The organism is Tepidibacter mesophilus (genome assembly GCF_002724055.1).
Classification (GTDB): Bacteria; Bacillota; Clostridia; order Peptostreptococcales; family Peptostreptococcaceae; genus Tepidibacter_A; species Tepidibacter_A mesophilus.
This window is the reverse complement of record NZ_BDQY01000023.1, coordinates 35,391-55,879: the sequence shown is the minus strand read 5'-3', so window position 1 is coordinate 55,879 and position 20,489 is coordinate 35,391. Positions and strand designations below refer to the sequence as shown.

Annotated in this window: 26 protein-coding genes; 3 read left to right on the top strand and 23 right to left on the bottom strand. The window is 27.0% G+C overall.

Features of this window, described 5'->3' with window-relative positions:
• Positions 1-234: 234 nt before the first annotated feature.
• Both Tmeso_RS13000 and Tmeso_RS12995 read right to left on the bottom strand, forming a co-directional pair.
• On the bottom strand, positions 235-1,149 hold the full coding sequence (locus Tmeso_RS13000; RefSeq protein ID WP_099191880.1) for a DUF3298 and DUF4163 domain-containing protein: 915 nt from the start codon (positions 1,147-1,149) through the stop codon (positions 235-237).
• Positions 1,150-1,166: 17 nt separating this feature from the next.
• Complete coding sequence (locus tag Tmeso_RS12995) at positions 1,167-1,703, bottom strand: sigma-70 family RNA polymerase sigma factor (RefSeq protein WP_099191878.1); 537 nt, start codon at positions 1,701-1,703, stop codon at positions 1,167-1,169.
• Positions 1,704-1,892: 189 nt separating this feature from the next.
• Here Tmeso_RS12995 and Tmeso_RS12990 point away from each other — a divergent pair, with 189 nt between their 5' ends.
• Together Tmeso_RS12990 and Tmeso_RS12985 are read left to right on the top strand one after the other, a co-directional pair.
• The gene (locus tag Tmeso_RS12990) at positions 1,893-2,243 is read left to right on the top strand and encodes a L,D-transpeptidase (protein WP_099191876.1); all 351 of its coding nucleotides are present in this window, start codon (positions 1,893-1,895) and stop codon (positions 2,241-2,243) included.
• 161 nt (positions 2,244-2,404) lie between these two features.
• Positions 2,405-2,830 (top strand): SoxR reducing system RseC family protein, encoded by a 426-nt coding sequence (locus Tmeso_RS12985; protein ID WP_099191874.1) that lies wholly within the window; start codon positions 2,405-2,407, stop codon positions 2,828-2,830.
• Positions 2,831-3,052: 222 nt separating this feature from the next.
• Here the strand turns inward: Tmeso_RS12985 and Tmeso_RS12975 are convergent, their stop codons facing one another.
• From Tmeso_RS12975 to Tmeso_RS12905, 15 genes are all read right to left on the bottom strand, one after another.
• Positions 3,053-3,583, bottom strand: coding sequence for a (Fe-S)-binding protein (locus Tmeso_RS12975; RefSeq protein WP_099191888.1), 531 nt, complete (start codon positions 3,581-3,583; stop codon positions 3,053-3,055).
• Between the two features lie 25 nt (positions 3,584-3,608).
• Positions 3,609-4,757 (bottom strand): aminotransferase class V-fold PLP-dependent enzyme, encoded by a 1,149-nt coding sequence (locus Tmeso_RS12970; RefSeq protein ID WP_099191870.1) that lies wholly within the window; start codon positions 4,755-4,757, stop codon positions 3,609-3,611.
• A 153-nt stretch (positions 4,758-4,910) separates the two neighbouring features.
• Positions 4,911-5,618: a metallophosphoesterase family protein gene (locus Tmeso_RS12965; protein ID WP_099191868.1), complete on the bottom strand. Its 708-nt coding sequence runs from the start codon at positions 5,616-5,618 to the stop codon at positions 4,911-4,913.
• Between the two features lie 15 nt (positions 5,619-5,633).
• Positions 5,634-5,945 carry an ArsR/SmtB family transcription factor gene (locus tag Tmeso_RS12960; protein ID WP_099191866.1) on the bottom strand — a complete coding sequence of 104 codons (312 nt, stop codon included), beginning with the start codon at positions 5,943-5,945 and terminating at the stop codon, positions 5,634-5,636.
• Positions 5,946-6,095: 150 nt separating this feature from the next.
• Positions 6,096-7,838 (bottom strand): arsenical pump-driving ATPase, encoded by a 1,743-nt coding sequence (arsA, locus tag Tmeso_RS12955; protein WP_099191864.1) that lies wholly within the window; start codon positions 7,836-7,838, stop codon positions 6,096-6,098.
• A gap of 19 nt (positions 7,839-7,857) precedes the next feature.
• On the bottom strand, positions 7,858-8,220 hold the full coding sequence (gene arsD / locus Tmeso_RS12950; protein WP_099191862.1) for an arsenite efflux transporter metallochaperone ArsD: 363 nt from the start codon (positions 8,218-8,220) through the stop codon (positions 7,858-7,860).
• Positions 8,221-8,242: 22 nt separating this feature from the next.
• Complete coding sequence (gene arsB / locus Tmeso_RS12945; RefSeq protein ID WP_099191861.1) at positions 8,243-9,295, bottom strand: ACR3 family arsenite efflux transporter; 1,053 nt, start codon at positions 9,293-9,295, stop codon at positions 8,243-8,245.
• 156 nt (positions 9,296-9,451) lie between these two features.
• The gene (locus Tmeso_RS12940) at positions 9,452-11,203 is read right to left on the bottom strand and encodes an urease accessory protein UreH domain-containing protein (RefSeq protein WP_099191859.1); all 1,752 of its coding nucleotides are present in this window, start codon (positions 11,201-11,203) and stop codon (positions 9,452-9,454) included.
• Between the two features lie 263 nt (positions 11,204-11,466).
• Positions 11,467-12,813: a sigma-54-dependent transcriptional regulator gene (locus Tmeso_RS12935; protein WP_330400358.1), complete on the bottom strand. Its 1,347-nt coding sequence runs from the start codon at positions 12,811-12,813 to the stop codon at positions 11,467-11,469.
• A complete protein-coding gene (locus tag Tmeso_RS12930) occupies positions 12,788-14,245 on the bottom strand; it encodes a two-component system sensor histidine kinase NtrB (protein ID WP_099191856.1) in 1,458 nt (485 codons plus the stop codon). Before Tmeso_RS12930 ends, Tmeso_RS12935 begins: the two co-directional genes overlap by 26 nt.
• Before the next feature lie 114 nt (positions 14,246-14,359).
• Positions 14,360-14,644: a hypothetical protein gene (locus tag Tmeso_RS12925; RefSeq protein ID WP_099191854.1), complete on the bottom strand. Its 285-nt coding sequence runs from the start codon at positions 14,642-14,644 to the stop codon at positions 14,360-14,362.
• Positions 14,645-14,839: 195 nt separating this feature from the next.
• Positions 14,840-15,010: a YgaP-like transmembrane domain gene (locus Tmeso_RS12920; RefSeq protein WP_187296355.1), complete on the bottom strand. Its 171-nt coding sequence runs from the start codon at positions 15,008-15,010 to the stop codon at positions 14,840-14,842.
• A gap of 48 nt (positions 15,011-15,058) precedes the next feature.
• A complete protein-coding gene (locus tag Tmeso_RS12915; protein ID WP_099191850.1) occupies positions 15,059-15,766 on the bottom strand; it encodes a DUF421 domain-containing protein in 708 nt (235 codons plus the stop codon).
• Positions 15,767-15,777: 11 nt separating this feature from the next.
• Entirely contained in the window at positions 15,778-16,470 is a 693-nt protein-coding gene (locus Tmeso_RS12910; protein WP_187296354.1) for a YetF domain-containing protein, read from the bottom strand.
• 74 nt (positions 16,471-16,544) lie between these two features.
• Positions 16,545-16,997 carry a spore coat protein gene (locus tag Tmeso_RS12905; protein ID WP_099191846.1) on the bottom strand — a complete coding sequence of 151 codons (453 nt, stop codon included), beginning with the start codon at positions 16,995-16,997 and terminating at the stop codon, positions 16,545-16,547.
• A gap of 173 nt (positions 16,998-17,170) precedes the next feature.
• Here Tmeso_RS12905 and Tmeso_RS12900 point away from each other — a divergent pair, with 173 nt between their 5' ends.
• Positions 17,171-17,374 carry a DUF1657 domain-containing protein gene (locus Tmeso_RS12900; protein WP_099191844.1) on the top strand — a complete coding sequence of 68 codons (204 nt, stop codon included), beginning with the start codon at positions 17,171-17,173 and terminating at the stop codon, positions 17,372-17,374.
• On the opposite strand, the gene Tmeso_RS12895 is transcribed toward Tmeso_RS12900, so the two are convergent.
• The 6 genes from Tmeso_RS12895 to Tmeso_RS12870 form a co-directional block, all read right to left on the bottom strand.
• Positions 17,375-17,635, bottom strand: a complete 261-nt coding sequence (locus Tmeso_RS12895; RefSeq protein ID WP_099191842.1) for a NusG domain II-containing protein — start codon at positions 17,633-17,635, stop codon at positions 17,375-17,377.
• Between the two features lie 138 nt (positions 17,636-17,773).
• The gene (locus tag Tmeso_RS12890) at positions 17,774-18,481 is read right to left on the bottom strand and encodes a TIGR01906 family membrane protein (RefSeq protein ID WP_099191840.1); all 708 of its coding nucleotides are present in this window, start codon (positions 18,479-18,481) and stop codon (positions 17,774-17,776) included.
• A 114-nt stretch (positions 18,482-18,595) separates the two neighbouring features.
• A complete protein-coding gene (locus tag Tmeso_RS12885; protein WP_099191838.1) occupies positions 18,596-19,351 on the bottom strand; it encodes a peptidoglycan-binding domain-containing protein in 756 nt (251 codons plus the stop codon).
• 26 nt (positions 19,352-19,377) lie between these two features.
• The gene (locus tag Tmeso_RS12880; RefSeq protein ID WP_187296352.1) at positions 19,378-19,536 is read right to left on the bottom strand and encodes a Spo0E family sporulation regulatory protein-aspartic acid phosphatase; all 159 of its coding nucleotides are present in this window, start codon (positions 19,534-19,536) and stop codon (positions 19,378-19,380) included.
• A gap of 53 nt (positions 19,537-19,589) precedes the next feature.
• On the bottom strand, positions 19,590-19,778 hold the full coding sequence (locus tag Tmeso_RS12875; protein ID WP_099191835.1) for a hypothetical protein: 189 nt from the start codon (positions 19,776-19,778) through the stop codon (positions 19,590-19,592).
• A 105-nt stretch (positions 19,779-19,883) separates the two neighbouring features.
• A complete protein-coding gene (locus tag Tmeso_RS12870; RefSeq protein WP_099191833.1) occupies positions 19,884-20,237 on the bottom strand; it encodes a NusG domain II-containing protein in 354 nt (117 codons plus the stop codon).
• Positions 20,238-20,489: the final 252 nt, after the last annotated feature.

The following is a 20,489-nucleotide window of genomic DNA, read 5'->3' as shown; positions in this document are numbered from 1 at the left end:
TGAAACATTTATGCAACACCACCTGTTATGTTTTTGTGTAGGAACTTAATTATAACAAGGTTTTGCATAAATGTTTTTTTGTTTTATTTTAATGGAAAATTATTGAAGTGTTTTTGCACTTTCATAGAATTTAAATAAAACAGCATAAGTATCATAAGCAAATAATAAAAAACCATGAAAGATATTCTAAATCTATTCATGGCTTTTGTTCGTATAACTATTTTACTTAATATGCTATTTCAAATAACCTAAATCTGAAATGTTATTTCCAAAAATAGAAGTTTCAATTATAAATTCTGGCATTCCCATATAACCAGCGGCTATTTCATATTCATCAAAAACTATTACAAGTTTACCCTTTTTATTTATATAAAAATTAGTATTGTCATCTATAGTTTTAAACTCTTCCACGAAGTATCCAGCATCTTCTTTTTCTATTTCTTCTTTCATTTTAGTTATAATTTCATTGTTTATAGTACTTATATAATCATAATTTTTATTAAATAAATCACTCATATTAAGTAACTTGCTATTTTTTAAATCTACATTATAAAAGTCAGCAGTTTCATATCCACTTGCTTTTATTTGAGTTGTAACAACTTTAAATGACAACATGTCATCACTCTTTGTAAGTGTTGTATAACTTTGATCTACTATCTCAGGCATCAGCTTTGAAAATCCTGAATTCTGAGATTGTTCTTTTATTTCCTCTGAGTTTTCAATAGCATTATCATATACAGCTATAGCACGTTCTTTTAAAATTCTGTTTATTTCGTCTTGAACATCATTATTTTCAAGTCCTTCAATAGAAGGTATTTCTATATTTATTTCTTTATACTTATCATACAGTGCTAATTTATCAATGGTTACAATTTTTACTATATCACCAAGTACTGGGACATCTAGTAAATTTGCTGCAAATGCATTATTTGCATTAACTAAACCTACAAAAATAGAACATATACAAGCTGCTGTTATAAAGCTTTTTCTAATTATTTTTTTAAGCCTACTTGATTTATTTATAGTTTTTTCGTTAAATTTATTTTTTATATTAGTTAAATTTTCATTTGTAAACTCAGGAAGTTCGTTTGCAATCATATCAAGATTTTCTTTCTCAAGCTCTGACATAAGGTTATCATATTTTTCCATAGTCTTCCTCCTAAAATTTATAATTTAATTTTTGTAAGCAAAGACTTTCTACTATAGTAAAGTCTATTACTCACTTCTTTGACTGTAATCTTTAATTTATCTGAAATTTCTCTAGGTTTTAATTGATAAAAATATCTAAGTATAAAAATTTCACTATCTAATTGCTTAAGATTTTTTGCAAATTCATAAATATCATTAACCATTTGCTTATTTACTAACGCTTCCTCTATGTCTTCAGTTTTTACTTTTAACTCTTCATCATATGGTAAAGTTGTAGTTTTATTTATCTTCCTTACTTTATCTATTGCTTTACTTTTTGTAATAATGCATAAGTATGATTTAATGCTTCCCCTTTGATGATTGTATTTTTCAGGATGCTCCCATAAATATGTAAAACTTTCTGCTACACAATCTTCTATATCTTCTCTACTTCCAACATTTTTAAGTACACCCGAGGCAATGATCCAAAGCAACTTACTATATTCATTAATTAGAAAATCATAAGTTTTAGGATTGCCACTATTTATACCTTGTTGCAATTTCTCATCTATCATCTAGTATATTACCTCCTCTTTGTATATTGATTATAATCGATTACATAAAACAATACGAATGAAAAAGTGTTTTGACTTAAAAATTTTAATATAGCTCAATATATATTAGAAACAATTTCTAAAAAAAATATATACTATATAATACAATAGATTATAATTACTTGAATAAGACGGATTCGAGGTGGTAATATGTATTCCAACAGAGCTTCAAATTATAAGATTACTATAAATACCAATAATCGTATACTTACTTTATTTAAAAACAATAAATGGTTTAAATCATATAGCATAGCTATAGGTAAGCCTTCTACTCCTACTCCAAAAGGTACATTCACAATAATAAACAAAGCTTATAAACCTGGAGGGCCTTTTGGCGAAAGATGGCTAGGTCTTAGCAAACCTCATTACGGTATACATGGTACAAACAACCCATTATCAATAGGAAAATCAATTTCAAATGGATGTATACGAATGTATAATAAGGATATTATAGAACTATATAATATTATTCCAATAGGAACAGTTGTTACTATTGTGTGAAATCCTATGAATGCTGTGTCATATAGATCAATATATATCTTATTTTTATTTATTCTTATTTTTATTTATATTTTAAAATAAGTTATTTAATGGATTCTCTATATATTTTGTTGACTTGGCATAATTTTTGCATATAAATTTATATAGAGAGGAGTGTTTTTATGGATAACATAGGAAGAGTTGTAAAAACAAAAGATAATTTTGCAAAACTAGAAATAAGAAGAGCAAGTGCATGTGGCGAAAAATGTTCTAGCTGTAAAGGTGGTTGTAGTACCACTGGAATATATGTAAATATAGAGAATACGCTAAACGCTAAATCTGGCGATTTTGTGAAGATAGAAACAGAAACAAAATCTATTATGCAAATAGCGTTTATAGTTTATCTATTCCCTTTATTTATGCTTATATTGGGTATTTTTTTTAGTTCTTTTATTTATAACCAATTTGATATACCATTTTCGTCAGAATTATTTAGTTTATCAGTTGGATTAATATTCATGGTTGTATCTGGTATAGTAATTAAAATTGTAGACTTAATCTATCAATCAAAAGGAATACTTAAATATACAATGATAAATAAGTTATAATTTAGAGTCTAGGGCATTCTTAAATTGAGTATGTATTTTAAATCATCTCCATTTAAACTAATAGCAGGAAGTAATTTTTTTGATAAAAAATATAAGTTGATATATGAAGGAGAATATAAATTTATCAAACTAAATATACAAGTTTATTACTATATTATAAAAGACCTAAAAGTTGTTTTATACTCTAAACAACTTCTAGGTCTTTTATTTATCAAATAATTTTTATTCATATCCCATAACTTGCAACATATTCTCCACTTTATCTAAATTTTCTTTATTAGTTTCTTCATAAATAGGTCTACACTTTTTTATTGTTTGCATGCCCGATAAAATTTTTGATGCAAATGCAAGACATGTTGCTTCTCCACATTTTTTACAATTTAGTTTTGGTAAATATTTATATACTTCTAAAGTACTAGGTTTTTCTCTCATTTCATATAAAGGTTCTATTTCATCTTTTCTTTTATATGTATTATTAACTAAATCTTTTACTAAATCCATTATCTCGTAGGCTTCCGATTCATTAACTGCTTTAGATACAGCTAAATTCATTCCATAAATTGTAATAATTCTAAATTCCTTTCTTATTGTTAAGCTTTGAATCTTCTTATTATATATAGCATCTTTTACAACAGTATTTATGTAAGGTAATATTTCTGAAATATCACTTGAAAATTTAGCCTTAAATCTTATTCTTGTAGAATCAGCTGTACAAGGTTGTATAAAATTCATTTTAACTTCTTTTAAATACAAATAATCTCCCCCCAATTTTAATCCCCTAATTTTGGTTATTTATTTTTTTAAGTGCATCTACTAATAAATCAATATCTTCTTTTTCATTAAAATATCCTATTCCAATTCTTGCCGTTCCTATTTTTTGTGTTCCTATTACATTATGAGCACTTGGTGCACAGTGAAGACCTGCTCTTATCATAATGTCATAATTTTGATCAAGCTCATAAGCTACTTCTTCTGCAGATTTATCTTTTAAATTAAATGTAATTACACTTACTATTTTTTCAATATCTTTTGGACCATAAATAGATATATCTTCTACTTCTTCTAATCTTTTAAGTGCATATGATAATACTTCTTTTTCTTTATTTAAAATTGTATCTATACCTGTTTCTTGTATAAACTTTATAGCTTCTAAGAGACCCACTATTCCACCAACATTAGGCGTTCCAGTTTCTAATCTATTTGGAAAATAATTTGGTTGATATTCATAAGATGAATCTCCACCTGTCCCTCCAGATTTCAGAGGACTTATATCTTTATCCAAATTTACAATAAGACCTCCAGTTCCCATAGGTCCAAGTAAACTTTTATGTCCTGTAAAAGCTAATAAATCAATATTATCTTTTTTTACGTCTATAGGATATACTCCTGCTGTTTGAGCTGCATCAACTAAAAAAGGAATTTTATATCTTCTAGCAATAAATCCAATTTCTCTTATTGGCTGTATTGTTCCAATTACATTAGAAGCATGTGTAAAAATAATCAGTGCTGTGTTTTCTTTTATGTATTTTTCAACATCATCTGGATTTGTATATCCGTATTCATCGCATGGCACCTTAGAAATACTTATTCCAATATCTCTTTCTAGAGTTTTAAGAGATCTCCATACTGCATTGTGTTCAAGAGAACTTGTAATTACATGATTTCCTTTTTTTAATATTCCTTTTATAGCTAAATTCAATGATTCTGTTACATTAGATGTGAAAATTACTTTTTTAAGGTCATCCTGCTTAAACAAAGAAGCAATACTTTTTCTTGTTTCATAAACTAATCTATCTGACTCCATAGCTTTTTCATAAGCTCCTCTTCCAGATGTTGCTCCAATATTGACCATAAAATTATATACTGCCTCTGATACCTGTATTGGCTTTGGAAAAGAAGTAGCTGCATTATCTAAATATATTCCCATATAAAATCCCCCTTTTGTCATTCCTAACTAATGACATTGCTTTCTTTTATTATACCTATTCAAACCCGTAGTTACTATAATTTTACAATCAAAAAATAAAAATGATAGAGAAAACTGAATCTCTACCTTTTTTATTTGATACAATTAATATATTTATGCTCTGCCCGTTCTTATAATTTCTGCAAATTCATTAGGTAAGACACTTTCTTCTATAGCTTTTGCTGTTTTTTCAAAGTCATAAGCAACTTGTACAATTTCTACATTTTCATTCTTTATATCTATTATCACATAGTTTGCATCTGGACTTCCTGTTTTAGACTTACCTACGCTTCCACTATTTACAAGCATTTTATCTCCATACATTTTATAATACGGTTTATGAGTATGTCCACATACTAAAATATCTTCATTGAATTCTTCCATAACTTCTTCAGCTTCTTTAGAATCCTCTTTTAAGTATTCATTTAACTTTCTTGGACTTCCATGAACGAATTTAATAGTCTTTCCTTCAAATGTCAAAGTCATCTCTTTTGGAAGGTTTGCTAAAAATTCTTTATTTTCTTCATTTGTATTTTCAATACTATACATAAGAGATTTTGTTGCATTTTCAGCATCCTTAGGATCTGGATAATCGCATCCACATATAAATCTTATATTACCTACTGCATCATCGTAATTTCCCATTACAGTTAATATATTTTCTCTTCTGATTAAATTTATAACTTCATTTGGAAATGTAGCATATCCTACTAAATCTCCAACACAAATTGTTAAATCTAAATTTTTTGCTTTTATATCATTTACTACTTTCTCTAATGCATAAATATTACTATGAACGTCTGCTATTACTGCTATTTTCATATTAATTCCCTCCATTTAGTCATTGCAATCTTTTTTTATTCCTTTACAAATACAATCATCTTTAGGTGATGCAAGTATGTTTATATAATTTATTGATTCTTTTATAACTTCTAAATTCAAAGAATATCTCATCCACTTTCCTTCTTTTCTTACATTTATTAAATCTGCCTTTTGTAAAATCTTCATATGATGCGAAATAGTCGGTTGAGTTAAGTTTAATCCTTCTATAATATCACAAGCACATAATTCTCCACATGAAAGCATATCTAAAATAAGGAGTCTATTTTTATCAGATAGAGCCTTGAATATTTCAACCATTTTGTCCATATTTTATTTAACCTCCATATATGTATTTAAATCTATATATGAAGTATATCCATATAAAATTTAATATGTCAATATCATTTATATATAGTAGTTCAATTAAAAGAATCCACTATAAGAAAAATCTCATCTTACTTATAGTGGATTTTTTATTTACATTAATAAATCTAATAATTTTTCACCCTTGATTTCTTCGTTGTTCCATTTAATAACTGCAAAATTACCTTTTGAAATTTCATTAACTTTATTAATCCAAGCAATTTCATTACTTGCTTTTGCTTTTAAAATTTCATTGGTTGTGTTTGTAGCTAATAAACTTGAATTAATTATCCACCACTTGCTATTTATTCCTGCTCGATTTAAGTCATCTTGTAATCTCATAGCTTCATATACTGGAGTTGCTTCAGCTAAAGCTACTATTATAACTTCTGTTTCTTTATCATTTCTCAACCTTGGTAAAAGTTTTTTAACTGATTCAGGAATATCTCCATGTGAACGCTCAATTTCCTTATGATAGCTTTGAGTTGAATCTAAAAGTAAAAGCGTATGTCCAGTTGGCGCTGTATCTATTACAACAACTTCATTTTCGCATCTATCAACTATCTGTGCAAAAGCTCTAAATATAGCTATTTCTTGAGTACAAGGAGATCTTAAATCTTCTTCTATATAAGCAAGATCCTCTTCTCCTATAGTTTCTCTTGCCTTACTTAATACTTCCTCTTTGTAATTATCAAGTTCTTTTTTCTCATTAATATGACTTAATGTAATTCCATAACTTTCATCAAGTACAAATTTCAAATGATCTGCCGGATCAGTAGTTGTAAGATGCACTTTTTTACCTTTTTTAGCAAGACCAAGTGCAATAGTAGCTGCTATAGTTGTTTTCCCAACACCACCTTTGCCCATTGTGAAAATAACCTTTTTATTAGAATTATATAGATTTTCAATAACATCCTTTAACTTAGGTATAACATCTATACTCAAAGTCTCATTACTATACTTAACATTATTTTCTTTCAAAAATAATCTTATATTTTCGATACCAGTAACATTATACGGTCTAAGTGGAATTTCAAATGTTTGTAATTCACTTAAATGTCTTGAAATATTTTGTAATGCACCTTGCTGTTTCTTAAAAATATTTGTAGATAACTCATCATCAAAATCTTTAAGTACACCATTTATTATAAGAATTTGATTGTTTATTTTTAAATCTAAAAGCTCTTTTGATGCTCTCTCTGCTTCCTTTAAAGGAGATTCTTCTGGACGAGAAACTAATATAAGAGTTGTTAAGTTTTTATTTGCTAAAATATCTACTGCGTTTTTATAAACCTCTTTTTTGCTCTCAAGCCCTGCTAATTGACCTAAGCATGATGCTCCATGCTTATTATCACTAATAAAATTGCTCCATGCTGATGGAAGTTGTAACATTCTAAGAGTATGACCTGTTGGTGCAGTATCAAATATAATATGGTCAAATTCTTCTTCTGCTTTTTTATCTGTTATAAAATTTGAAAATTCATTGAATGCTGCTATTTCAACTGTGCATGAACCTGAAAGTTGCTCCTCCATATTTTTTATTACTACATCAGGTAGCTTTCCTCTATACGGACCTACAACACTTTCTTTATATTCTTTTGCAGCTTCCTCTGGATCAAAATTTGCTACTACTAGATTCGGAACTTCTTTTATCTGAACACCTTTATTATTTAGATCAGTATTGAATGCATCCTGTAAGTTCGAAGCTGGATCTGTACTTATAAGCATAACTTTTTTACCTTGATCTGCTAAAGTTATGGCAGTAGCACAAGCTGTTGATGTTTTACCCACTCCGCCTTTTCCTGTGAAAAATAAATATTTAGTTAAATCTATTTTATTAGGATTAAAGTTAGTCATCTATATCGCTCCTTTATAATTAGCAACATCCATCTTTACAATTGCACCCATTAGATTTAGAAACTTTTAATACATCATTTGATACACCTAGTAATTTGTAAAATTCCTCAGTTTTAAGATATTCCTTAGTTTTCACTATTTTATCATCGACAATTGTTACTGGTAGAATATTTACACCTTCATTATTTAGTAATTCATTTATCATCTTATTATCTACAAATGCCTGTGGTTCACTTGCTAAATTATATCTTTCAACCACTATTCCATTGTTTTTTAAATTATTAATAACCGTTGATACTCTCAGTAATTCTGGATCTACTGAAGGTCCACAAACACCTGTTGAACAACACATTGCTGGATCAAATATAATCATTTTTTTCATAAAAACCACTCCTTTTTATTTTTTATTTACAAAACCAATGTTTGGTTTTATTAGCTGTTTTAACAAGAGCAAGCATTAAAGGAACCTCAACTAATACTCCAACTACGGTTGCAAGAGTTGCTCCAGATTGTAAACCAAATAAAGATATTGCAACAGCTACTGCCAATTCAAAAAAGTTACTTGCTCCAATCATTGCTCCAGGTGCCGCTATATCATGAGGTAATTCCCATGCTTTTGCCCAAAGATATGCGATAAAAAATATAAAAATCGTTTGAATTATAAGTGGTACAGCTATTAATCCAATATGAATTGGATTATTAATTATTACTTCACCTTGAAAAGAAAATATTATAATTAAAGTAAGTAACAACCCTATCATTGTTATATTGTCAAATTTTTTAAGAAATATATTTTCAAAGTACTCTATTCCTTTGTTCTTTATAATGTATTTCCTAGATAAATATCCACCAACCAAAGGAATAACTACAAATAAAATCACTGATAAAAATAATGTATCATACGGAACAACTACATCACTTACTCCAAGCAAGAATGCAACTATAGGTGTAAATGCAAATAGTAAAATAAGATCGTTTATAGCAACTTGAACTACTGTATAAGCAGGATCCCCTTTTGTTAAATGACTCCAAACGAATACCATAGCCGTACAAGGTGCTGCTCCTAAAAGTACTGCTCCAGCTAGATAATCAGATGCTAAGTTTGCTGGAATTAAATTTTTGAAAACTATTTTAAAGAAAAATGCTGCTATCAAATACATAGTAAATGGCTTTATTAACCAGTTTGTAACGCAAGTTACTGTTAGTCCTTTTGGTTTTTTAGTGGCATTTATAATACTTGAAAAATCAATTTTAAGCATCATAGGATAAATCATAATCCATATAAGTACAGCTACTGGAATTGAAACTTTTGCATATTCAAATTTACTTAATACTCTAGGAAAATCAGGAAAGATTTGACCTATACCGACCCCTACTATTATGCATATAGCTACCCATATCGTAAGATATCTTCCAAAAAAATCCAATCCTGTATTTTTTATATTTTTTTCTTTCATTTTAAAAATATCTCCTTTCTTTTATATAGATATATTTAAATATATCTATATACAGTATATGTGTATACACTTTAATGTGTCAATATTATCTTTTTTATATACATAATTTTATAGAAGATAAAAGAAAAATAGTCCTGTATTTGAAATACCGGACTATTAATTTCCACAGCAACCTCCATCACTTTGAATATTTTGATTCGCTGTTTCCTGTAATAATTTTAAATCCACATTATTTATATCATCTACTACAACTATTCTACCGCTTAGCATACCCATCCAGCATGAAAATTCAATTTCACCAATTTCATTTGGTGTGAATCTCAATTCATTTTTTCCTTCTTTAAGATCTATTTTTGAATCATTTCCTTGAATTATAATTGAATTATTACAATAGTTAATTTCCTCTCCATTTATAACCCATGTAACAGGTATATCTTTTTGTACAACTAAAATATTTGGATTATATCCACTAGAGTTTACATTCATCTGAATAACTTGATTATTATTATTTATATCTGCAACTTTAGCTTTATTTTCTGATTGAACACTACAAAAACCCGAGCCGCTAAATCCATTATTATAGTCTTCATTAGAATCGAATTCATTATTATCAACATTGCTTAAATCATCAACTACATACAATTTTGTTGTAATCATTCCCATCCAACAGCTTATAGTTATAGGTCCTTCTTTATCAGGTATAAATTCAATAGTACTATCTTTACTTAGATCTGCTTCTATTCCATATTTTGAAATTGTAATTGGATTATTGCATCCATTTAAACTTTCTACATTTAAATTTATTTTTACTGGTTCTCCTACTTTAACTACTTTAGAGTCTAGTATATATTGGCTATTATTAACAGTTAAATTAACTACTTGTTTTCCATTTTCTATTTTTGCTGTTTTCATATCTTTTGTTGAATTTTCAAATATAGGAACATCGAATGAAACTCCAGATAAAGCTAACCCTCTGTTTGCCATTATTATACCTAATACTATAACTAATATAGAACTAATTTTTAATATTTTTTTATTTAATCTAGCACCTAATATAGAAGTGATAGCTCCAAACCCAAGCATAAGAGGAACTGTCCCTAAACTAAATAAAAACATTGATAAAGCCCCTTTTACAAAACTTCCTGTTCCCAAAGCATACAGTTGCATTGTTTGAAGAGGTCCACATGGCATAAAACCATTAGCAACACCTATAAAAAAAGGTGTTATAGCATTATTTTTATTTATACTATTAGTTATAAATTTGGGCATTACTACTTTAAATTTAAAAAATCTAGGAATATAAATTATATTCAACATTTTTAAACCTAATAAAATCATAAATATTCCTGCAAAAATAGCAACAATACCTTTAAATTCACCTGAAGGTTCTATTATTTGTCCTAACCCGCCGACTATACCTCCAATTAAAGTATAAGAAATTACTCTTCCTATATTATAAAGTATAGAGGTTTTTACTTTATTATTTGAATTATTATTCACACTTTGAGAGAGAGCAATTCCTCCGCACATAGCAATACAGTGAATAGATGTTAAAATTCCAACTATAAAAATCAATCCATATCCCATTCCTTCATTTACTTCTGGAATATAATTAAATCCGATTGTATTTTTTATAATATAAAATGCACTAAAAATTAATATTAGTAACCCGAAAGTAGATTTGTTTGAACCATTCGGTTTTTCAACAACTTCATATCCTTCATTTTCAATTATTTGCTTTAAAGTTTTTTCACTTACTTTATTTTCATTATAACTTATTTCAACATTGGAGTTTTTGAATACTACATTAATATTACTAACTCCATCAACTTCTAACAAAGCATCTCTTATAATATTTTCACAGCTATTACAAACCATCCCATCTACATACAACTTAATTACTTTCATAACACCGCTCCTTCATTTTTCAACATCCTCACTATATTATTATATATTCATATGTTATTAAAATTTAATGTCTGGAATATACTATTAGCAATTTTCGTGCCAAACTCTGATTTTTTATTTATATAGTTTTAATCTTCGTAATGCTGAATTTTTAAATAATATTTCAATTAAATTGTTATAAATATTATTTAATATGTGTTATATGCCACACAAGATGTGTTCTTTAACGCAAAAATGAGAATCCTAATATTAGAATTCTCATTTTAGCTTATATTGTATTTTTCCATTCTATATATAAGAGTATGTCTTGTGACTCCTAAAAGTTTAGCTGCTTTTGTTTGATTATAATCACATATTTTTAAAGCTTGCAATATAAAACTTTTTTCTATTTCTTCTAAATTTATTCCACTTTGAGGTAATTTAAATTGAAATTCTCTATCACTCTCATATAGTATTTCTCTAGGTAAATCATCTTTATCTATCAATTTATTTTCACTCAATATAACTAATCTTTCAATTATATTTTCAAGTTCTCTTATATTTCCTTTGAAGCTATAATCAGTTAAAGTATTTATTGCTTCTACACTGATTTTCATACTATCTCTTCCCATTTCTTTAGAGTATTTTTCTAAAAAATACTGAACTAATAATTTAATGTCTTCCTTTCTTTCTCTTAATGCAGGTAATCGTATAGGTATAACATTTAATCTATAATACAAATCTTCTCTAAAAGTGCCTTCTTCAACCATTTTTTTTAAATCCTTATTTGTTGCAGCAATAATTCTAACATCTACATCAATCGTTTCGGTTCCACCTACTCTTTCTATCTCTTTTTCCTGCAATACTCTTAAGAGTTTTACTTGAACAGTTAGACTTAGTTCTCCTATTTCATCTAAAAAAATAGTTCCTTTATTTGCTCTTTCAAATCTTCCTAACTTTTTACTTACGGCTCCAGTAAAAGATCCTTTATCATGTCCGAATAACTCACTTTCAAGCAAATTTTCAGGAAGAGCACCACAATTTACTGTTATATAGGGTTTATCGCTTCTATCGCTGCTATAATGTACGGCACTTGCTATTAGTTCTTTTCCAGTTCCACTTTCTCCTGTTATTAATACCGTTGCATTAGTTTTTGAAACGCGTTCTACTACTTCCATTACTCTTTTCATATGAGGACTATCACCTATTATTGGTTTCCCTGTGATTTTTCTTATTTCTTCTTTAAAAAAATCTATTTGTTCCTTCATATCCCCAATTTCAAGTGCTTTTTTTATTTGAATTTTTAACTCATCTATATCGAATGGCTTTGAAATATAATCTAAAGCTCCAATTTTCATAGCTTCAACAGCAGATTCCATTGTGCCATGGGCTGTAATCATAATAACAGGTATTTTTGAGTTCGCATCCTTTATTTCTTTTAAAACTTCCATACCATCCATTTTAGGCATTTTAAAATCTATAAGTACAAGATCAGGTTCGTTCGATTTAAACTTTTCCAGTGCATCTAATCCATCTGATGCTGTAATAATTTTATATCCTTTACCTTTTAATGCTCTTTTTATTGCCCAAAGCATATTTTGCTCATCATCTGCAATTAGTATCTTTTTCAATTTTTTCATCTCCTTTCTCATGATTAGATGGAATATAAATATCTAGTTTCGTTCCTTTTCCGATTTCACTTTCTACATTTATATACCCCTTATGTTCTTCTATAATCCTATGAGTAATAGATAATCCAAGTCCTGTTCCTATATCTTTTGTGGTGTAAAAAGGCTCAAATATTTTTTCTAATTTATTCTTAGGTATACCAATTCCTTCATCTTCAAAAGATATCTTGACCCAATCCATTTGTATACATAAGCTAATATTGATATTTCCTCCACTGTGCATAGCATGTACAGAATTAAATATTATATTTACAAAAGCTTGCTTGAGTTTTTCTCCATCTATTAATATATTTTTATCTTCTTTACAAACATAGTTTATTCTCACATTTTGCTGCTTTGCATACTTATTAGTAATAAGTAATATATCATTTAGTAATTTATCAATACTTTGAATTTTTATTTGATATATACTTGGTTTTGCAAAATCTAGCAACCCCTTAATTACAGAATTGGCCCTATCAATCTCATGAATAATAATATCAATTCCTTCTTTTATTTCTTCTTGCTCTATGTTGTTATCTTTAATATCTTCATTGATTGTTTGAGATATGGTTTTTATAATACCTAATGGATTTCTAATTTCATGCGCTACTCCAGATGCTAACTCTCCTACAGCAGAAAGTTTATCTGCTCTTCTTACTTGTTTTTCAAGCTTTTTAATTTCTGATATATCTTCTATTATAAGTACTACTCCTTCTATGTTTCCTGTAGTATTTTTAAGAGGGTATGACAACAGTCTTACATCCAAAACATCTCCATTCTTACGCTTACATTTAGTTTCAATATTTAACATTTTTTTATTTTCTATAAGTAAATCTGTTAGTATTTTTTCAATTTTTTCATACTCGATAAATAAACTATCTAATTTTTTTTCTAAATAATGTTCATCTAAATTAAATAATTCTTGACCTTCCTTGTTTATAGATTTTATTCTCAAATCCCTATCTACTGCAATAAGTCCATTAGTTATGCTATTTAATATGTTTTGCGTATAATTTTCAAGATCTGTTATTTTTTTTATTTGAATTTTTAACATCAACTTTTTTTTGAAATCTGATTCTGCTAAAAAACCTGTTATGCTGCCTATAACAACAAACATTACAATTTCTAAAATCTGATTTAAACTAGCTATATTAATCTCCCTAAAGTAGATTAGCATATGAGGCGCATAAAATAAGAATACTGTTAACGAAGCAAAGATGCCTCCTCTTAACCTGAATTTATAGGCTGATACAATGATTGGAATATAATATAACCTTCTATAAAAATCATGTATATCCCATTTTGCAGATGTAGTAAAATAATGTAGTAATGTTATAATAACTATATTTAACCCAATAAAAATTAAATCTCTTTTGTTGTTTTCATTTACCATACTGTATCTCCTTGAAATTTATTATATAGTTGTATTTTACCAGCGAAACTCTTTATACACACATTTTCTATAATAGTGTAAACTCTGGTAAATTAATTTATTACCAGAGCATGTCTACTTATCTAATTTATTTTCACAATAAGGGCATACATTCCATGTTTCATGCACATTTGATTTACAAAAAGAGCATATCCTTTGTTCTTTCTTAAAATACATTATAAAAACTAATAATATAATTACTATTACTGAAAAATAATATAATCCCATATACCTTAACCCATGCATACCGCTGCCACACATACTACTACTATATGAAAAATTATTTTGATTATAATACAACGATATACATAGTATTATAATACATATAGCTATTCCTATTACAAAAGTTCTTTTTTTCATAGTCATCCCTTCCTAGTATATAATATATCTTATATTTAAAGCAATAATCATGCCATTTTTATAATTAAATTAAAAAAAATGCATATCAATGCATCTTTTATTTTAACTTAATTTTTATTGTTTAAAATCATAACTGAATCTTAATATATAAATCTATCTTTTTAAGGTTGACCACCCCATTAAATCATATGCAATTCAATATCCTAAATATGCTTCTATAAATTGTAACAACCCAAATGTTATAACAAGATTAGCTATCCACCCTGTTATTATTTTATTATATGCTAACCATATTGATACTAACCCTAATACTGTCCTTATAATTTTATCTATACTTCCTAAATTTTTTTTGAAATCTAATTTCAAATTTTTGCACCTCTTTATTTATTATTCTTTTTATTGATATAAGTTTTATTAAAGTTTTTTGGCAACATATATTTTTTTAAAACTATCTATAGTACAAAGATAAACATTTTTTACATCATCTATATTGTACATAGCAAGATTATTCATAAGCCAAGTTCTATCTACTCCTGATTTGACTAAATTTTCTTCAAATAGTTTTCCATCATTTATAATAACTAAAGGTAAATCTGTAGGTTTAGCAAATAATTTAACATCTATGGGAGTAACAGGTCTATGTGACTCTTTTTTTGTAACGCTAAAATGTCCATTTGGCTCTAAAATTACATACTTAACTTCTGAAATATCAAAAATATTTTTAATTCGTAATTCACTCAAAAGTAAATCAATATTTATAAAGTGTTTTTTCATATTTTTTTTTATTAATTTTCCATTATCTACTAAAATAACAGGTTTCCCATTAAAATATAAAGCTATTTTTCTATTTTTTAAAGATATATAATCCAATATAAAGTGCCATAAAAATAAAGTTAATAATGGTATAATTATATATGTAAATGAAATTTTTCCGTCTAATAGTGGAGCAACTGTAAGAGCACCTAATATCCATGCGAGTACAAAATCATATGCAGTTAGCTGATTTATAGTTCGTTTTGGTATATTTCTTCCTACTAAAAAAACTATAATGCCTACTATAAAAGCTCTTATAATAAATCCAACTAATGATATTTCTTTTATAACTCCAAAAATCTGTGGCATTAAATTCCCTCCTACATATTTATATATAACTTTTTATTTGGAGTTAAAATCCCTAAATAAACATCTTCTATATTGTTTATATTATTCAATTTAAGCTCATTTATAACCCAGTCATGATTAAGATTATTATTGGTAAGAATTTTCTGATCTACTTTTCCTTTATAAATTACAATTTCAGATAAACTGTCCGGAGGCGGCTCTATCCCCATATCTTTTTTAATTACAGGAAGAGTATTGTTATTTAATGCTATACTAAAGTCCCCCGTTGCTTCGAATATTAAATATTCTACTTTTTCAATATTAGAAGCATCTTTTTGTCTTAATATAGAAAATAAATTATCAATTGTCAACTTTGCTTTTAAAAGATTGTTCTTTATTACTTTTCCATTTTTTATTAATATAATTGGTTTTTGAGAAGTAATAGACGGTAATTTAAAATATAAATATGATATAAATAAATTAATCAAAGTATATATAATAATTATAGACATTGCATCTACTAATCTCGCTTTTGGGTTTACCATACGAGCGGCTGCAATATGACTAATTCCAGCTGCCATTAAAAAATTATATGGAGTTACTATTCCTGGTTGTCGAAACCCCATAATTTTAGCTGATCCAAACAACATAAAATATAAAATAGATGCTCTAATAAATAACTCTAATATACCAAATTTTTCTCCTTCAAAGAAAATAGTATGCATATCCATAAAATCACCTTTTGTATGAAATTTATTTAAAGATAAGCTTAATAAAAATATTAAGCTTATCTTTAAATTTATTTAACATTGTACATCCCATGGCTATTCATATAATTAAAAAGTTCTTCTCCATGTTTTTGTTCATCTTGTTGAATATGTTGAAAAGCTTGTCTAACTGCTGGATTAGCAGATTCAAAAACAGCTGTATCATAAGTACTTGAAACATATTTTTCTGTAGATAATAAATCTCTACAAAGATTTTTATCATTTTCATTATTCATAGTATCTTGAGAAGCAGTTTGATTTTGTTGCTGTTGAGGATGTGCCATATTTGGCTGCTGACCTTGAAGTAACTGATTAATCATGTCAAGATGATGCTGCTCCTCTGTAGCAATTTTATTGAAAAGCTGTTTCAATTGCTGACCTTGAGCTTGTTGAGCATATTTTTGATATTTTTGAACACATAACCCCTCTTGAATTTTTCCATCTTCTAAGTACATTCTTTCTTTTTGACTAAGTTGTATTTGCATAATTACACCTCCTTACTATATTATTTTTATCAAAAATAAATATAGTATTCTCATAAAACGAAATTTAACAGTATCAAAACTTTTACCTTGGAATAAATTTCATATCATTTCGAATAATCAAATAATTATATTTGCATATAATAATCATAAAGTTTATAAGAGGAGGAATTTATATGGCTACAGTTAATAAACTAGAACAAGCTTTAGCAAGTGCTCAAGGATTATCATCACAACTTAAAACATTTTCAATGGATACAAATGATCAACAAGCTAAACAACTTTTTAATCAATTAGCACAAACTACTCAGAATACAGCTCAATCACTTCAAAGCAGACTTGATTTTGTAAAATCTGAAGAACCTCAGTATAGAGAATAATTATAACAACTTCATTTTGAATACAATACAGAAAATTTTATTTGATAAACATACGATATTCTGATATTTTTTATCTATCCACCCAGTTTTAGAACAAGTTTTTCGTGGACATATTCTTTTATCCATCCCAAATATCCTTGTACTTTCATTTTTCACTTCAAAATATCCGTCCTCATTATTAAACTTAAATTTATATACTCCTTTTGCTTTATTATCAAGCAAAATCCTTTGTACTGTTTCATTTTCTACCTTATTTTTTATTAGATGATTCTTTCAGAATAGTGACATCTTTCATGCATTAATTCTTATCTACATTTTTTACCTAATTCAGTTAAACATACATAGACAATTCTTCTATTTTTTGCATCTTACCTTGTACTTCTTATTACTCTTATATATTTAAGAACAAAGATTAGAATGTTTTTTTATTACTCTATTATCTATTTTAAAATTTTTTTCATAAATAATTCTTAAAAGAACTCCACTCATTATACATAGAATTAATATCATTAATGCTGAATGAAGGAAAAACTCTTGAGGTAATAATCTGATAATCGGATCTGTATTTGGATTAAAAATCCAATATTCATTTCTAAAGAATATTTTATGAAATATTGTAAAACTTGTATCAAAATTAATAATAAAAATCAATATTAATATCGATGGTGTAATACATAACATATTAGATACTTGCTTTATAAAATTAAATTCCTTTTTTTTACATTGTATGTATATTCCAAAAATACTTAGAGTTAAAGTAGTCCATAATATTCTTTCTAGTATAAGAAATATATTTTTTACTTCTTTAAAATGAATTTTTCCATTTTCAGATGACGGTAATGATGGAAGATTAAAATCTTCCTTTTCTTTATTTTGCAAATAATCAATAACATAATTATAGTTTTTCATAATTTCTTCTTTTTCTAAATTTGACTGTTTTTCAATACCCAGATAGTAAATCTCAGTGTAGTACCATACTTTGAAATTCAAAGTAAATTTTATCATACTCCCAAAAACAGTTACACTTAAGAATATAACTAGTAACAGTTGAAAAATTGCATTTATTTGTATCATTTTTCCTTTTCTTAAACTTATTTTTTTACTCACTTTAAACTCTCCTTATTTCTGATAATAAAAATATGCTCAAAATTTTTAAAGAGATCTATATGAATTATGAACTCATTCTAATCGTATAGGGTCAACTTTCTGCATCTTTATTTATTATTCTTGTCCTAAATATTTATTTGCTATCTTAATTGCCTGTTGATGCTTTGATTCTACTCTATTGCTGCCATGCGTTTTACTTAATAAAAAATGAATATCAAAATGACCATTCATAGAATTATGGCCTATAAAATCTGATCCATGTGGCATACCAGCCATAGATGCTGGAATTTTCATATCATTAACTTCAACGATAATAGGTCTTCTATCCCAAGACCATTTACCACCATACAATTCTTTCATAATCCTTGTATCTTCTTTTGTTAATGTTTCTGAATCTGCATGGTTAGTTCCATAAGTTCTTTTGACATTAAATTCTTTTCCTGTATATACATCTATAACTTTAAAAGTAGTTCCTCTTGAAATTATATTTGTTATCTTTCCAAACCAAGTCCAATTAGAAATTGTATTTTCTGTAGTTCCTCTATTTACAGGAGTTAATGTTTCTTTTGTTTTATTTAATTCAGCTATAGTGTACTTTCCTACTATTCCATCCGCAGTAAGATTTCTATCTCTTTGAAATTTTTTTAAAGATTCTTTAGTTATATTTCCAAAATAACCTGTTGCCTTATAGTTAAAATACCCTAAACTTTCTAACCTTTTTTGAAGCGATACAACCGATTCACCTCTCGTTCCAGCTTTTAATGGTTTTGTTATGCTAATTTCATTGTCTGCATAAATACTATTTCCTATAAAAGGTTGCATAAATAGGCTTAATCCTATAATACCTGTAATTATTTTTTTCTTATTCATTACTTCCTCCTCGTTGACATTTGTTTTTAATTGTGTCGTTTTTTTCTCATAAAATCTACTATTAAAATATCTAATTTCTTACTAAGATTTATTATATTTTCATCTATATTCATATTATTTTTTATAAATTTATCTTCTATTTGTTTTTTCAAAATATCGATTTCATCACTAGTTTCATACTTCACACTATCTCTCCTTTTCTTTTTTATAAATCAAATTTCCCTAAATATTTAAGGTTTTATATTGCTTCTTCTGATTCAGTCTCAATATTTACTGTAAAAACTTTTTTTCTTGTTCCATCTCCATCTAGCTCAAATAAAATAATTATATTTGATTTTTTTTCAACTTCATGAAAACAATTTTTACAATAATATATATTCCGTCCGATTTTTCTAAGATTTCCCCAGCTACAGTTTGGACATAACATTTTTATCCCTCCATATTTAATCCCTAATTAAATTCAAAGCAATTATCATGCCAAATTTTTTTAATATAACGCAAAAAAATAAGAATGCCTATTTATAAAGCATCCTTACACACTCTCAATCTTTACTAAAATTTTATTTGGTAAACAAACAATACTTTGGTATTGCTTATCTATCCATCCAATTTCAGAACAAATTTTTCGTGGACATATTCTTTTATCCATCTCAATCATCCTTGCTCTTCCATTTTTCACTTCAACATATCCGTACTCATTATTAAACCTAAATTTATATATTCCTTCGGTTTTATTATCAACCAAAATTTTTTGTACTGTTTCATTTTCTACTTTTATTACTACATATTTTTTATCCATATCTACACTTACTTTGTTAACAGATACCATTCCTCCAATGCTAATAATTACTACTAATAAAATAATAATTATATCTCCTCTTCTCATACTACATAACTCCTTTAATTTATTATGTCAAATATATTATGTTTGTAAGTTTTCCAACATTAATTGATTCATATCCTACATATCATATACATCCCCATCTTGTTTTAACTATATATTTTTTATTTCATAAAATAAAAAATAGAAATTAGCATCACACCTATAGATAATAATATAAATTTTAAAAGACCTATACTCTTATTACAATTACTTTCTTTTTGATACTCCATTACAATACCTCCTTATTTTTTACAT

What these genes read in the sequence shown, in the direction of transcription:
- Tmeso_RS13000 (WP_099191880.1), bottom strand. Translation starts at nt 1,149, where the DNA reads ATGGAAAAATATGATAACCTTATGTCAGAGCTTGAGAAAGAAAATCTT.
- Tmeso_RS12995 (WP_099191878.1), bottom strand. Translation starts at nt 1,703, where the DNA reads ATGATAGATGAGAAATTGCAACAAGGTATAAATAGTGGCAATCCTAAA.
- Tmeso_RS12990 (WP_099191876.1), top strand. Translation starts at nt 1,893, where the DNA reads ATGTATTCCAACAGAGCTTCAAATTATAAGATTACTATAAATACCAAT.
- Tmeso_RS12985 (WP_099191874.1), top strand. Translation starts at nt 2,405, where the DNA reads ATGGATAACATAGGAAGAGTTGTAAAAACAAAAGATAATTTTGCAAAA.
- Tmeso_RS12970 (WP_099191870.1), bottom strand. Translation starts at nt 4,757, where the DNA reads ATGGGAATATATTTAGATAATGCAGCTACTTCTTTTCCAAAGCCAATA.
- Tmeso_RS12965 (WP_099191868.1), bottom strand. Translation starts at nt 5,618, where the DNA reads ATGAAAATAGCAGTAATAGCAGACGTTCATAGTAATATTTATGCATTA.
- Tmeso_RS12960 (WP_099191866.1), bottom strand. Translation starts at nt 5,945, where the DNA reads ATGGACAAAATGGTTGAAATATTCAAGGCTCTATCTGATAAAAATAGA.
- arsA (WP_099191864.1), bottom strand. Translation starts at nt 7,838, where the DNA reads ATGACTAACTTTAATCCTAATAAAATAGATTTAACTAAATATTTATTT.
- arsD (WP_099191862.1), bottom strand. Translation starts at nt 8,220, where the DNA reads ATGAAAAAAATGATTATATTTGATCCAGCAATGTGTTGTTCAACAGGT.
- arsB (WP_099191861.1), bottom strand. Translation starts at nt 9,295, where the DNA reads ATGAAAGAAAAAAATATAAAAAATACAGGATTGGATTTTTTTGGAAGA.
- Tmeso_RS12940 (WP_099191859.1), bottom strand. Translation starts at nt 11,203, where the DNA reads ATGAAAGTAATTAAGTTGTATGTAGATGGGATGGTTTGTAATAGCTGT.
- Tmeso_RS12930 (WP_099191856.1), bottom strand. Translation starts at nt 14,245, where the DNA reads ATGGTAAATGAAAACAACAAAAGAGATTTAATTTTTATTGGGTTAAAT.
- Tmeso_RS12925 (WP_099191854.1), bottom strand. Translation starts at nt 14,644, where the DNA reads ATGAAAAAAAGAACTTTTGTAATAGGAATAGCTATATGTATTATAATA.
- Tmeso_RS12915 (WP_099191850.1), bottom strand. Translation starts at nt 15,766, where the DNA reads ATGCCACAGATTTTTGGAGTTATAAAAGAAATATCATTAGTTGGATTT.
- Tmeso_RS12910 (WP_187296354.1), bottom strand. Translation starts at nt 16,470, where the DNA reads ATGCATACTATTTTCTTTGAAGGAGAAAAATTTGGTATATTAGAGTTA.
- Tmeso_RS12905 (WP_099191846.1), bottom strand. Translation starts at nt 16,997, where the DNA reads ATGCAAATACAACTTAGTCAAAAAGAAAGAATGTACTTAGAAGATGGA.
- Tmeso_RS12900 (WP_099191844.1), top strand. Translation starts at nt 17,171, where the DNA reads ATGGCTACAGTTAATAAACTAGAACAAGCTTTAGCAAGTGCTCAAGGA.
- Tmeso_RS12885 (WP_099191838.1), bottom strand. Translation starts at nt 19,351, where the DNA reads ATGAATAAGAAAAAAATAATTACAGGTATTATAGGATTAAGCCTATTT.
- Tmeso_RS12875 (WP_099191835.1), bottom strand. Translation starts at nt 19,778, where the DNA reads ATGTTATGTCCAAACTGTAGCTGGGGAAATCTTAGAAAAATCGGACGG.
- Tmeso_RS12870 (WP_099191833.1), bottom strand. Translation starts at nt 20,237, where the DNA reads ATGAGAAGAGGAGATATAATTATTATTTTATTAGTAGTAATTATTAGC.